At 64.2% G+C, this 14,069-nt stretch carries 10 protein-coding genes; 4 read left to right on the top strand and 6 right to left on the bottom strand.

What is annotated here, in order from left to right:
- Positions 1–36 precede the first annotated feature (36 nt).
- The 4 genes from ACGKZZ_RS14770 (at position 37) to ACGKZZ_RS14785 (ending at position 5,689) form a co-directional block, all read left to right on the top strand.
- The gene (locus tag ACGKZZ_RS14770; protein ID WP_411224353.1) at positions 37–1,848 is read left to right on the top strand and encodes a di-heme-cytochrome C peroxidase; all 1,812 of its coding nucleotides are present in this window, start codon (positions 37–39) and stop codon (positions 1,846–1,848) included.
- A 9-nt stretch (positions 1,849–1,857) separates the two neighbouring features.
- Positions 1,858–3,105 carry a cytochrome P450 gene (locus ACGKZZ_RS14775; protein WP_411224354.1) on the top strand — a complete coding sequence of 416 codons (1,248 nt, stop codon included), beginning with the start codon at positions 1,858–1,860 and terminating at the stop codon, positions 3,103–3,105.
- 61 nt (positions 3,106–3,166) lie between these two features.
- The gene (locus tag ACGKZZ_RS14780; protein ID WP_411224355.1) at positions 3,167–5,071 is read left to right on the top strand and encodes a trypsin-like serine protease; all 1,905 of its coding nucleotides are present in this window, start codon (positions 3,167–3,169) and stop codon (positions 5,069–5,071) included.
- Between the two features lie 57 nt (positions 5,072–5,128).
- A complete protein-coding gene (locus ACGKZZ_RS14785; RefSeq protein ID WP_411224356.1) occupies positions 5,129–5,689 on the top strand; it encodes a hypothetical protein in 561 nt (186 codons plus the stop codon).
- Positions 5,690–5,730: 41 nt separating this feature from the next.
- Here ACGKZZ_RS14785 and ACGKZZ_RS14790 read toward each other — a convergent pair whose 3' ends face one another.
- The 6 genes from ACGKZZ_RS14790 to ACGKZZ_RS14815 all read right to left on the bottom strand — a co-directional run bounded on the left by ACGKZZ_RS14790 (position 5,731) and on the right by ACGKZZ_RS14815 (position 13,781).
- Entirely contained in the window at positions 5,731–7,728 is a 1,998-nt protein-coding gene (locus tag ACGKZZ_RS14790; RefSeq protein ID WP_411224357.1) for a CocE/NonD family hydrolase, read from the bottom strand.
- Positions 7,729–7,761: 33 nt separating this feature from the next.
- Positions 7,762–9,402: an ABC transporter ATP-binding protein gene (locus ACGKZZ_RS14795; RefSeq protein ID WP_411224358.1), complete on the bottom strand. Its 1,641-nt coding sequence runs from the start codon at positions 9,400–9,402 to the stop codon at positions 7,762–7,764.
- On the bottom strand, positions 9,399–10,211 hold the full coding sequence (locus tag ACGKZZ_RS14800) for an ABC transporter permease (RefSeq protein ID WP_411224359.1): 813 nt from the start codon (positions 10,209–10,211) through the stop codon (positions 9,399–9,401). Before ACGKZZ_RS14800 ends, ACGKZZ_RS14795 begins: the two co-directional genes overlap by 4 nt.
- A gap of 1 nt (position 10,212) precedes the next feature.
- A complete protein-coding gene (locus ACGKZZ_RS14805) occupies positions 10,213–11,172 on the bottom strand; it encodes an ABC transporter permease (protein ID WP_411224360.1) in 960 nt (319 codons plus the stop codon).
- 1 nt (position 11,173) lies between these two features.
- Positions 11,174–12,718 carry an ABC transporter substrate-binding protein gene (locus ACGKZZ_RS14810; RefSeq protein WP_411224361.1) on the bottom strand — a complete coding sequence of 515 codons (1,545 nt, stop codon included), beginning with the start codon at positions 12,716–12,718 and terminating at the stop codon, positions 11,174–11,176.
- A gap of 163 nt (positions 12,719–12,881) precedes the next feature.
- Entirely contained in the window at positions 12,882–13,781 is a 900-nt protein-coding gene (locus ACGKZZ_RS14815) for a LysR family transcriptional regulator (protein ID WP_411224362.1), read from the bottom strand.
- Positions 13,782–14,069 lie beyond the last annotated feature (288 nt).

The following is a 14,069-nucleotide window of genomic DNA, read 5'->3' on the forward strand; positions in this document are numbered from 1 at the left end:
AGACTTTTTGTAGCACCAATCTGACAGGGACCGAAGATGACACATTTCGCAAGACATCTCACCCGCCGCCCCGCTTTTGTGATCGTCGCGCTGTGCGGGATGCTGGCCACGGCATCCTGCCTGCGCGATGCGCAAGGCGACGAGACCGTAGCGCAGGGCTGGACCGAAAAGAACAGGTTCGACTGGTACTGGGCCACGCAAGGATCGCGGCTGATGCCGGAAGACTGGTTTACGGCTTTGGAACGCGCCGACAGTGCAGAGCCGTTCAGCGATGTGTCCTACCTGACCTCGTTCGGCTTTGTCGCTCCGCCTGCGGGGTCCGACACCGATCGCCCCGTCGGCTTTGCCATAGATTCCCAGGCCGATGCGATATTCGTCAATTCCGGCCTGCGATGGTACGAGGGCCAGCAGGGCGGAGAGACGACAGCCGAGCGTTGGATCGGCCTGAATTGCGCCGCCTGCCACACCGCGCGGATCAGCTATGAGGGCCGCGATATGATCGTTGATGGCGGCCCCAGCCTGCTGGATTTCCAGTCTTTCATCGAAGCCCTGGATCAGGCGCTGGAAACCACGCGCTCGGAGACCGGCAAATGGGAGCGTTTCAATGCCGCCGTTCTGGAGGGCAAGGATACCGCAGCCAACCGCGCCCTGCTGGCATCGGCCTATGACGACCTGCTCGAATGGCAGCGCAAGACCGATGCGATGAACGAAACGCCCGTGCGCTACGGATACGGGCGGCTTGATGCCGTCGGGCACATCTTCAACAAGATCCTGATGTTTGCGGGCGCGGATGTTCAAGACGGAAATCCGGCGAATGCGCCTGTCAGCTATCCGTTCATCTGGGACATCTGGCGGCAGGATCGGGTGCAATGGAACGGCGTGGCCTCCAACAGCCGCCTGAACCTGCCCGGCGACACGCTGGAATACGGCGCACTGGGCCGCAACGCCGGAGAGGTGATGGGCGTTTTCGGAGAAGTTCTGATGATCCCGCAAACCAGTGCGTCCGATGCCCTCAAGGGCTATCACTCCTCGGTTCGGACCAACAACCTGATGCGGCTGGAACAGGTGTTGCAGACGCTCGACGCACCCGACTGGCCAGCGGTCTTTCCCGAGATCGACACGGACCTTGCCGCGACGGGGGAAGGCCTGTTTCGCGACCGCTGTGCCAACTGCCACCTGTTGCCCGACATGCAGCAGGAGGGCGCGCCGACGGAACGGATGGTCTCCTTCCGCGACACGTCGGCCCAGGATCTGACCGACATCTGGATGGCCTGCAACGCGTTCGTCAGGGAAGGGCCGTCGGGCCCGCTGAACGGCACCAGGGACAACAACGGCACCCTGATCGGCGCGACGGCCCCGGTGGCCAACTTGCTGGGCGCGACGGTGAAGAATGCCATGATCGGTGCCAAGGGCGACATCGTGGCCGACGCGATCCCGACGTTTTTCGGCATCCGAAAGCGCCCCGTGGTCGAGGCGCTGCCGCTCGATCCGCGCGCCGCTGACAGGATGCGCTGCATGACGGAGCCGGATGTGCTGATCCTTGGTTACAAGGCCCGTCCGCTTGACGGCATCTGGGCCACGGCGCCCTATCTGCACAACGGCTCGGTGCCGAACCTCTATGAATTGCTGCTGCCCGCGTCCGAACGCTCGACCAGCTTTACCGTCGGCAATCATGAATACGACCCGGTGAATGTGGGCTATGTGACAACCGGCGGCGGGTTCACGCTTGAGACACGCGACGGGACTGGCGTGATCGAAGGCAATTCCAATGCCGGGCACGAATACGGCGCGCAAGGCTTCACAGAGGAGCAGCGCCGCGCCCTGGTCGAATTCATGAAGTCATTGTGAGGCGACGCCATGACAGATTTCCTCGCACAGATCGACGCCGCCCCGCCCGAGGCCCGCTGGAAACTGGCGCGCGGCTTCCTGTTCGGTGATCCGCTGCCGTTCTTCGCCGAACTGCGCGCACACCGGCCGGTGCTGGCGCTGAACGAGGTCACGCTTGTGAGCCGTGCGGTGGATTGCACCCTGATCCTTGATCGCCCCACCACCTTCGGTGTCGATCTCTACAAGCCCAAACAGGGCGATTACTTCATGGCGCAGGACGACACCGCGGAACACTGGCGCCACAAGTCGATCATGAAATCGGTGCTGGATGTCGAGGATCTGCCCGAGATCCGCAACTTCATCCGCGATGAAACCGACGAAACCCTGCACAAGGCCAATGGCGAGATCGAACTGGTGCGCGCCGTGACGCGCGGTATTCCGGTCCGGCTGGTGCAGGACTGGTTCGGCTATACCCGCTCCGATCCCGACAAGCTGATTGATTGGTCCTATTGGAACCAGCAGGACGCATTCTGGAACCAGCCCTTCGACAGCGTTGTCGACGGGCTGGATCAGGGCGCGGTTGTCGCGCATCGCAAGAAGGCGTCGGTGATGATGGCGATCTATCTGGGCCGTCTGGTGCTGCGGCGCAACATGGCCGTCAAACTGGGCAGCCGGCGCGACGATCCGGTGTCGCGGCTGCTGCGCCTGTCCTCCAGCGATGGCGTCACTTTCAACACGCGCGACGTGGTTTTCAATGTCGGCGGTTTGCTCATCGGCGCGATCGAGACGACCTCGCACGCGGTTTGCAACGCGCTGCGCCATCTGATGTCCGATCCGGCGCTATTCTCAAAAGCCCGCGATGCCGCCCTTGGTGGCCGGTTAGAGGATTTTGACGGCTACGTCTTCGAGGCGCTGCGCTTCAACCCGGCATTTCCCTATTTCTTCCGGACCTGCCACCGCGACACAGAGCTTTCCGGCGGCACCGCCCATGCCCGGATCGTGCCGAAAGGCGCGACGGTGCTGGCGGTGACACACAGCGCGATGTTCGACCCCCAGGCCTTTCCCCATCCCGAGCAGTTTGACCCGCATCGCGATTTCAGCGGCACCTACACCTTCGGCCACGGCATTCACAGCTGTCTGGGGCGGCACATCGCGGGCGTCATGGTGCCGGAAATCGTGCGCCAGATCCTGCAACTGAAACAGCTCGATCTGGGGTCCGGCCCCGATTTCAAGAACAGCGCGGTTCCGCAGGCGTGGCCCATTCCCTACGCCGCCTGATCGCCTGCGCGCCCCGACCCGTGGCGGGGCATTATTAGTAACCGCTTATGCGAGGTGACCCATGTTGCGCAAAATCAGATCAATCGCGTCCGCCCTGACAGTCGTGACGGCGACCTGTCTTGCGACCGGCGCACCGGCGCAGGATGCCTTGCTGACGCTGGAGGATGTAAAGCGCATCTCACCAAATGCGCAGGATGCGTTCGCTCAGGCGCTGGTGGATGCGTCCGAGGTGTTCGAGGATCACGGCATCACGACCCGCCTGCGGATGGCGCATTTCATCGCGCAGGTCATGACCGAAACCGGCGGGCTGAAACGGCTCGATGAAAACATGAACTATTCCTACGCAACCCTGATGCGGGTGTTCAGCCGCCGGACGATTTCCGAACCCAAGGCCCGTGCGATCGCCCGTCAGCCGCAGCAGATCGCGAATTGGGTCTATGGCGCGCGTCTGGGCAACCGGGGGCGCGACACGCAGGACGGCTGGAACTATCGCGGTTCGGGGTTCATCCAACTGACCGGACGGGCCAATTTTCGCGCGCGCGGGGCAGAGGTGGGCCTGCCGCTTGAAGACCAGCCCGAGATGGCGCGGCAGGCCCGCGAGGGGCTGGCGGCCGCGCTGGCCTACTGGAGCGCGCGCGACATCAACGCGGCGGCGGACGATCACGACAGGCTTCGCGTGCGCAAGCTGGTGAACGGCCCGGCGGCGCATGGCTACGACCAGTCGGTGATCTGGTTCAACCGCGCCTGGCTGCGGGTGTTCCGCGACAAGGAGGCGCTGGGGTTCGAAGGGGCAATCGCGCTGGCCGAAAACCAAACTCAAGCCCCTGATGACAGTGCCCTGTTCGACAACATTCTGGAACAATCGGGCATCGTTCCCAAGGACCAGCCCGCGACCGAGGCTGGATTGGAGGAACGGGAGGCCGCGCTTCGGCAGTTCCAGACCGAGCTTGGCCTGCCGGAAACCGGCGAGCTTGATGACGCCACGCAAGAGGCGCTTCTTGATCCGCGCGAGTGGCGGCACCTTGACGACACCGCCATCGCAGACGCCCCCCTGGTGCGAGACCCCGAAGCGTCGGTCACGTTCGATTTCTCCGACGAACCCATGACAGCCGGCGCGCCCGTCGCACTGACGGCCTTTGCCGGCACCGGCATCATGGCCGAAGCGACGCGCCTGTCACCGCAGGCGCTGTCCGGTCTGGGCGATGCAAGCGCGATCTATTCGGAATATGAGATGGGCGGCCGCTCTGTGACGCCCGAGATGTTCCTGCCCTTCTCGGTCATCGGCGAGGACGAACGGGTGGCCGTCATCAACACCACCACGTTCCCCGAACGCGCGGTGGTTCAAATCCTGTTTGAAAGCGGGTTCGGGCAAAGCCTGTGCTCTGGCACGATGGTGTCGCCCGACACGGTGTTGACCGCGGCGCATTGCATTCACAGTGGTACGATCTCGGGGCGCACCTACAGCGATTTCCTGGTCATCCCGGCGCGCAACACCGGGTCCAGCCCGTTTGGCGAATGCCGTGCGCAGCAAGCCTATGTTCTGGCGGGCTGGACTGAATCGCTGTCTCCCGAGGATGCGCGTTATTACGATCTGGGCGCGCTGAAGCTGGATTGCGAGGTCGGCGAGGCGACCGGCTGGATGGGTGTGGCGCTGCTGGATGCACAGCAGGAGGGCGCGCAGACCGTCGTGCGGGGCTATGCCGCTGACAAGTCTCCACCGGGACGGCAGTGGAAAAGCGAGGACAGCCTGCGCGTTCTCTGGGACCTCAAGGGGTTTTACCAGAACGACACCTTTGGCGGAACAAGCGGCGCGCCGGTCTATCTTGCCACGGAGGACACGGTGCTTGTCGGTGTGCATACCAACGGCCTGCACGGCGCGGCCCCCTGGTCGGACCACAACGCCTTCACCCGCATCACGCCCGAGCGACTGGAGCGGGTCCGCCAATGGATCGGAGGCGGGCGATAGGGGGTCGTCCGGTTTTGGCGGATAGGTCTCAAATAATGCCCTGGAAAGGAGCATGACATGGCCGGATTTCGAAGCTCGTTGGCAGGCCAAGCCTTGGCTGCATTTCTACGCGGTGTCGGGAAAGCGAAACAGGACGCCGACGCGAAACAATCGGCGCATGACACGCCGAAGGCAGACCACGACCCGCCGCCGAAGATCAGACATTCCCCGCTTCGATTGAGTGCATTTTCTCCGAGCCGGACCACGCCGCAAGTGCCCAACCTCGTGACCCTCCTGGAAACCGCCGCCGCTGCGCGGGAGGCCGAAGAGGAGAAGGCCCGTCACGCAGAACAATTGAAAACGCACATTCGCTTGCTGACAAGCGATCCTGAGTATCGCGCCAGGGATGCGGCACGCAAAGCGTGGCACGAAAAAGCTCAGGCGAGAATTCTTGCCAAGCGGGAGGCCGACCTTAAGAAGATCCGGGAACTGGCCGAGTATGGCCGCAGCCGTCCGTCACGCGAACGTCGGAAATGCTACACTTGCGGCGGTAACGGGCATTACCACAGCAACCGATTGGAAATCGAGGTGGATTGCATCGACTGCGGTGGCAAGGGCTGGCAACGTAGCCGCTACTGAGAGCCTGTTGCTTCGCTAGTTTTGCAGAACACGCCCCTGCGTCAGATCAAGTCACGCGGGATCACCTCGCGCCAGTCGCGCCGCCGCAGCTCGGTGCCGTTTTCCAGCACACGCAGCCAGCCCTCGATATGGAACTCCGTCTCGGTGGACGACATTTCGAGATGGCTTTCGGTGCGGATGCGCCAGCCCTCGCGCCCGGTGTCGTAGCTCTGGATCACGACCGAACGGGCCGAGAGCGGATCGTCGTCGCGGATGCGCAATTCGCGGCGCAGCGAATGGGCGATCTCGGTGCCGATCTCGTCGAACCGCAGCACGCCTTCGCCGAACACTCCGCCGACACCATCGGTGATGTAAACCGTCTCCCCGGTGACGTGATCCTGCGTCGATCTCCGCGCGACCGAACCGGGGTCAAGCTGGGTCATTGGCGTCAGCGGGCCATGCGCGGGGTCGGGAAAGGTCATCTCATGCGTCTCGCCGCCGGCGCGGCAGGGCAGGGACAGGCAGGCCTCGGCCATGTGCACGCTCAGCGTTGCCGCATGCGGAGCGGGCCAGACGATCGGCCAATAGGCGGTGCCGATGGACAGGCGGATTTTGTGCCCCGGCTCGAAACGGTGGCCACAGGTGTTGAGCGCGATGCGCAGCTTCACCGGCTTGCCCGGCTCCAGCGCTTGCGGGGTTTCATGCCCGTCGCGATGCGTGAGGTTGAGCACCTGATAGCTGACGCGCAGAACCTCGCCCGAAGAGAGCACGTCGCAAAGGCGCAGGACGATCTGGGCCACCGGGCTGTCGGAGGTGAGCGTCAGATCGAGATGCGGCCGGCCGAGGATCTCGACCGCCTGTTCCAGCACGTCCGTGTCGAAATTCAGCGATCCGCCATCGTCAAGCCGCTGGTCGGTGGGCATTTCCCCCGGCACACCGGCGGCCATCCATTCGCCCGACGCCTTGCCGTGGCTTTGCGGCGAGCGGATCGACATCTGCCCCGTGCCGCGCGTCTCGCCCAGCCCGGTTGCGGATAGCCAGAGCGGCCTGTCGGTGATCGCGGGCGACGGCCAATCGGCCTCGGCCACCCAGCGACCGGGCTGCTCGGCGCGGCTGCCGTCGGGGGGCAGCGCGTCGTTGATATAGGCGCGCAGCTTGGGTTCATTCATCACGCCGGTGTCGATGCCCTTGAGCCAGTGATCCCACCAGCGCACCGCCTCCTGCAACCAGCCCATCGCCGGGCCGGGCACGCCGTCATGCGGATAGACATGCCCCCACGGCCCGATCACGCCACGGCACGGCACCGAGAGGTTTTCCAGCATCCGCGGCACCGAATTGGTATAGCTGTCGGCCCAGCCGCCAAAGGCCAGAACCGGGCAGGTGATGGCGGAGTAATCCTCCTGCACCGAGCCGTGTTTCCAAAACGCGTCATAGCGCTGATGCGCGGCCCAGATCGCCGGAAAGAAGGGCAGGGCGTCGATCCGCGCCAGCCAGTCCTCGCGCCAGCTCTCTCCGACGATCTCGGGGTCGAGCGGGCGCGACTGGTAGGCCAGCATGATCGACCCCCACCACAGGTTGTCATTCAGCAGGCAGCCGCCCATGAAGTGAATGTCGTCGCGGAAGCGGTCATCGGTGAAATAGACCGGGATCACCGCCTTGAGTTCCGGCGGGCGGCGGGCGGCGATCTGAAGGCAGTTGAACCCGCCCCAGCTTTTGCCCATCATCCCGATATTGCCGCTGCACCAGTCCTGCGCGGCGATCCAGGCCAGCACTTCCAATGCATCGTCCTGTTCCTGGGTCAGGTATTCGTCGGCCATATGACCATCGGACTCGCCGGAACCGCGCATGTCGACGCGCACCGAGGCATAGCCGTGCTGCGCGAAATAGCCGTGCATGGGTTCATCGCGGGCGCGCGTGCCGTCGCGCTTGCGGTAGGGGATGTATTCCAGAACGGCGGGCACCGGGGCGGTGCGGGCGTCCTCGGGCAGCCAGATGCGCGCGCCAAGGCGGCATCCGTCGGACAGAGTGATCCAGACGTGTTCAATCACTTCGATGGCCATCACAGGTCTCCGGTCGGTCAGGGGTGTCGGGTTTCAGGGTTTGCTGACAAGGCCGCGCCGGGCCTGCACTTCGTCCAGCCAGCCGACCCGCAATTCGGGCACCGATCCGGCCAGCAGACGGGTATACTCCTCGCGCGGAGCCTCGAACACCTGTTCGGTCGGCCCCTCCTCGACGACGCGGCCATGTTGCATGACCATCGTTCGATCCGCGAGGCGGCGCACCACCGACAGATCATGCGTGATGAAGAGGTACGTCACATCGAGCCGGTCCTGCAATTCGCGCAGGATGCGCAGGATGCCTTCGGCCACCAACGGGTCGAGCGCCGATGTCACCTCGTCACAGATCAGCAGATCGGGTTTCGCCACCAGCGCACGGGCGATGCAGACGCGCTGTTTCTGGCCGCCCGAAAGCGCGCCGGGCAGGCGGTCGGCGAGATCGGGCGACAGGCCCGTCAGCTCCAGCATGCGCTCGATCTCGGCCCGGCGTTCGCGTCCGCGCGTGCCGAAGAAATGCCGCATCGGGCGGCCAATGGCCTCGGCGACGGTCTGGTTGGGGTTCAGCGCCACGTCGGGCAACTGGTAGATCAGCTGGATGCGGCGCAATTCGTCGGCGCTGCGCTTGCGGTAATCGCCGGCGATCCCGGTGCCGTTGAACGCGACCGTGCCCTCGCGCGGCGGCAGAAGCCCGGCGACGACGCGGGCGAGGGTGGATTTGCCGGACCCGGATTCACCGACAACCGCCAGCGTTTCGCCGCGCCGCAGGGTCAGGGACACGTCGCGCAGCACCAGTTGCTTGCCGTAGCCCGCGCTCAACCCGCGCACCTCCAGCAGCATGTCCGACGCGGCGTGATCGACGCCCGCCGACATCAGCGACTTGTGCCGTTCCGACACCAGCTTGCGGGTATAGTCCTCGCGCGGGGCGTCGAGGATCTGTTCTGTCGCGCCGGTTTCGACCTCCTTGCCGTGTTGCAGCACCATCAGCCGGTCGGCGACCTGCGCGATCACCGCAAGGTCATGCGTGATATACAGCGCCGCCGTGCCTTCGCTGCGGATCAGGTCGCGCAAGAGGGCCAGCACCTCGATCTGCGTGGTCACGTCAAGCGCGGTGGTCGGTTCGTCCAGCACCAGAATGTCGGGCTTGCAGGCCATCGCCATCGCCACCATCGCGCGTTGCAGTTGACCGCCAGAGACCTGATGCGGATAGCGCACGCCGAACGTGTCGGGATCGGGCAGTTGCAGCGCCTTGAAGAGGTACAACATCCAGTCCCGCGCCGCTTGCCGCGACATGAGGCCATGCGCCAGCGGTGCCTCGATGATCTGCTCGGCCAGCGTAATCGCCGGATTGAAGGCCGCTGCCGCGCTTTGGGCGACATAGGCGATGCGCACGGCGCGCATATCCTCGCGCACCCGCCGGGACGAGCGCATCAGGTCGGTGCCCAGCAACTCGACCGTGCCGCCGGTGATGGCACAGCCGCCCCGGCCATATCCCATTCCGGCCAGACCGATGGTCGATTTCCCGGCCCCGGATTCACCGATCAGGCCCAGAATCTCGCCCTTGGCCAGCTCCAGCGACACGCCATCGACGATCACCGTGCCGTCGGGGGCCGAGACCTCAAGATCGCGGATCGACAGGATCGGTTCCGCGCTTTGCGGGTGTTCGGTGACATCGCTCATCGGTTCGCCTGTCGGTTGGGTTGTCCGGCCAGCAGCCAGTCCACCACCAGGTTGACCCCGATGGTCAGCACCGCGATCGCGCCCGCGGGCCAGAGCGGCGTGTAAAGGCCGTAGAGAATGCCCTGCTGGTTGTCGCGCACCATGCCGCCCCAATCGGCATAGGGCGGCTGCACCCCGAGGCCGAGATAGGACAGGCCTGCGACGAACAGGAAGCTGAAACAGAAGCGCAGGCCGAATTCGGCCATCAGCGGACCCTTCACGTTGGGCAATATCTCGCGCCCGATCATCCAGGGCAGGCCTTCGCCGCGCAGCCGCGCGACCTCGGCGAACTCCATCACGTTGATGCCCTGCGCCAGCACCCGCGACAGGCGGAACACGCGCGTCGAATCGAGCACTGCGATGGTCACCACCAGCACCGGGATCGAGGAGCCGAGCGCCTGAAGCACCACGAGCGCCGAGATCAGGACCGGCACGCTCATCAGCGTATCGACCCCGCGCGACAGGATCACATCGGTCCAGCCGCCCTGAATGGCGGCGAAAAAGCCCAGCGGGATGCCGATGGAGAAGGACAGCAGCACCGCCGCAAGCGAGACGCCGATGGACACCTGCGCGCCGTAGAGCATCCGGCTGAGCAGATCGCGCCCGTTCTGGTCAAGCCCGAGCAGGTGCTCGGGCGAGGGGTCGGCAAAGGGCGCGCCGACCGTGGCTTCCAGCCCGTAGGGCGCGAGCCATTGCGCGAAGAAAAAGACAAAGACGAAGGCCGCGATGATGACAAAGCCGATCCATGCGGTGAGGGTAGGGCGACGCATCTTATGCCCCCGTTTCGCGCGGCTTGCGCAGTCGGGGGTTGGCGGCGATGGCGCCGATATCGGCGACCATGTTCAACAGCACATAGACCGCGCCGAACACCATCGCCGCCGCCTGCACCATCGGCAGGTCGCGCTTGGACACCGCGTCGACCATGAAGCGACCAAGGCCGTTATAGTTGAACACCACCTCGACCAGCACGACACCGGTGATCAGATAGGCGATGTTGAACGCCACCACGTTGATGACCGGCGCGACCGCGTTCGGGGCCGCATGGCGCAGCACGACGCGCCCTGTGCGCAGCCCCTTGAGCCAAGCAGTCTCGATATAGGGCGCATCCATCACCGACAGCACGGCGGTGCGCGTCATCCGCATGATCTGCGCCGCCGTCACCAGCAAGAGCACCATCATCGGCAAGGTTGTCGCCTCGATCCAGGCCCAGAACCCCATGCCGGGATAGACATTGGCAAGGCTCGGCAACAGGTTCCATTTCACCGAGAAGAACAGGATCAGGAGCAGGCCCAGGAAATATTCCGGCAGGGACACCATCGCCAGCGCGCCGATATTGGACACCCGGTCGAACACCGATCCGCGCAGCATCGCCGTCAGCACGCCCAGACCGGTCGCCAGCGGAATCCCGATGGCGGCGGCATAGGCGGCGAGCGCCATCGTGTTCCAAAACCGCGGCCACAGCAGTTCGGACACCGGCTGGCGGTTGGACAGCGACATGCCGAGATCGCCCTGCACGAACCCGGCCAGCCATTGCAAATAGCGCAGCGGTGCCGGATCGTTGAGGCCAAGCTCGCGCCGGATCGCTTCAAGCGATTCCGGCGTCGCGTTCTGCCCGAGGATCGACGCGGCCACGTCGCCCGGCAGCAATTGCGTGCCGACAAAGACCAGCACCGACACCAGCCACAGCGTGACCAGCCCCTGCGCCAGTCGTCCGAGGATCATCCGGCTCATATCAGCTGTTGAACCAGACTTTTTCCGCCATCCGTGCGCCCATCAGGTTGAACATCGGGTGCGGTGTGACACCCTGCACGTCGTTCGAGACACCGTCGAGATAATCGCCGAACATCGGGATCATCGCGCCGCCATCCTCGTGGATCATCTCCTGCAAGGTCCAGTAGATGTCGCGCCGCTTGTCCTCATCGAGCAGGCCGCGCGCCTCGATCAGCAGGGCATCGAAATCGTCGCGATACCAATGCGTGTCGTTCTGCGCCGAGGTCGATTGATAGGCGATGGTCAGCATCTGGTCCGCCGTCGGCCGCCCGCCCCAATAGGACATGGCAAAGGGCTTTTTCATCCAGACGTTGTCCCAATAGCCGTCGGTGGGCTGACGGTCGACCGTCACGTCGATGTCGGCAGGCGCGGCCGAGGTGCGATAGATGGCGGCCGCATCGACAGCGCCGGAGAACGCCGCATCCGACGAGGACAGCGTGATGTCCAGATTGTCCATCCCGGCCTCGCGCAGATGAAATTTCGCCTTGTCGGGATCGTAGGGCCGCTGCGGCAGTTCGGAGTTGTAGAACCGGTCGGTGGACGGGATCGGGTGATCGTTGCCCAGACGGCCATAGCCGCGCAGCGCGGTATCCAGAAGCTGCTGCCGGTCGATGGCGTATTTCACCGCCAGCCGCACGTTGTTGTCGGTAAAGGGTGCCTGGGTGCAATCCATCAGGAAGGTGAAATGCTGCCCGCTTTCGGACTGCACGATCTGAAGGTTGGGATTGCGGCGCAAGAGATCCACCGTCTTGAAATCGAGACTGTTGATCGCATGCACCTGCCCGGACATCAGCGCGTTGGTCCGCGCCGCGATGTCGTTGATGACGATCACCTCGACCGCGTCAACATTGGCACAGCCCGGTTTCCAGTAGGATTCGTTGCGCGTGAAGCGCGACCGCACGCCCGGCTCGTAGCTTTCGAACACGAACGGCCCGGTGCCGATGGGGCGCGACCAGTCGGTGAACCCGTCGGGCACGACAAGGAAGTGATAGTCGGACAGAACATAAGGAAGGTCGGCATTGCCATCTTCCAGCGTGATCCGCACCTCGCTGTCGGACACCTTTTCCACCGTCTTGAACGCCTGCGCGATGGAGCGCGCGGCGGAGGTGGTGTCGCCCCGGTGCAGGTTGAGCGAGTAGACCACATCGTCGGCGGTCAGCGTCTTGCCGTCATGGAACGTCACGCCCTGACGCACCTTGAACAGCCAGTCGGCAGCGCCCTCGGCGGCCTCCCAGCTTTCAAACAGTTCGGGGATCGCCTCGTTGTTGGCGTCGATCTCGATCAGGCCGTTCATCAGCATGTAGGCCTGGTTGACCGGCACCCAGTCCTGCAACTTGCGCACATCGACGTCATCCGTGGTCGAGCCGCCTCCGATGCCCAGAACGAGGACACCGCCGCGCTGGGGCGTCTGCTGTGCCGCGAGCGGAAGTCCGGAAAGACCGACGAGGCCGACGCCGGCCAGTCCGGCCATCATACCGCGACGGTTGAGCGTGAACGGGTTCGACATGATTCCAATTCCTTATGAGGCTCGCCCTTGCGATCGCGGCAGTGCACTCCGCGGAAAGGGCCTGATGAGAGTATGGCCAAAGCTTAAGGGCGCCTAAACTCCGGGTCCAATGACATCTTGGCATCGGGTTATGCCGTTTTGGCATATCCGATGCGGGGCCGTGTCACGGTGCCGCGTCGAAGGACGGACGGTCCGTTTCCAGAAGCCACTGCGCAAGGCGACGGGGCGTCTTTCTCTGATTGCGAAAATCCGACACCGTCAGGTAATAGCGCCCCGGTCCCCGGTACCGCCTTGGATCGGCCAGAACCAACCGGCCCGAGGCAAGATCGTCCTGCAACAACCAGAGCCACCCCATCGCAACGCCGACACCGCGCGCGGCGGCGTCGATGCACAAGCAGTAGTTTCCCAGCTTCCACCGCATCGTGGCGTCCGGCAACTCGAGCGCGGCCATATCGAGCCAGTTGCTCCAGTCGGTCCAGCCGCTCAGCGACTTTTCCATCGTCAGCAGAAGCGGCGCCGTCTGTTCCGCGAGCGGCGGCAAGGAGGGCGCCATCACCGGCACCGTGTCCTCGCGGCCCAGAGTGCCCAGCGTCTCGAGATCGGGGGGCGCGTCGTGGAACGAGATCGCCAGATCGTATTCGTCAGACCGCAGCAGCGTGAAACTCTCATAGATGCGCAACTGGATTTCGAGATCGGGAAAGGCGGCGCGCAGGCCGGGCAGGCGCGACAGCAGCCACAACTCACCGACGCCCTGCGTACAGGCCAGCGTGACGCTGTCGCGCCCGATCCACGTCTGCTTGGCCCCGCCCAGATCGCTGAGCGCGGCAACCACGCGCGAGATTTCCTTGGCATAGCGCTCGCCGGCCTCGGTCAGATCGACACCGACGGCATCGCGGATGAACAGCGCCGTGCCGACATGCGTCTCGAGCTTTGCGATCTGTCGGCTGACACCGCTCTGGCTGATCCCAAGCACCTGCGCCGCACGCGAAAAGCTGCGATGACGGAGCACGACATCGAACGCGATCAGGGATTTCATCGAAGGCAGGCGGTGCAACGGATCCACGACAGGTTTCCTTTGATGCGGCTGGTCGGTGTGCCGGGGCCGGTGGTTTCGGCAGATATAACTCCGGACCGGAACAGTCACCCGATGCTAGATCGACGGCAGCGACAATTCAATTCGTCCCACCTTTGCAATCGCGGCACGGATAATGTCGCTCACAACATAATCCTCATTATCGGTCAATTGCCGAACGCAGGGCGCGCGCTACCCTGAAGTGCGACTCCTATTAGAAAACAACAAGTTATCTAATTGGAGTTTATGGCATGGGCGCTGTTTACACGCAACTTTCGC

It is taken from the genome of Marivita sp. S2033, from assembly GCF_046592965.1.
In the GTDB taxonomy this organism is placed as follows: domain Bacteria; phylum Pseudomonadota; class Alphaproteobacteria; order Rhodobacterales; family Rhodobacteraceae; genus Marivita.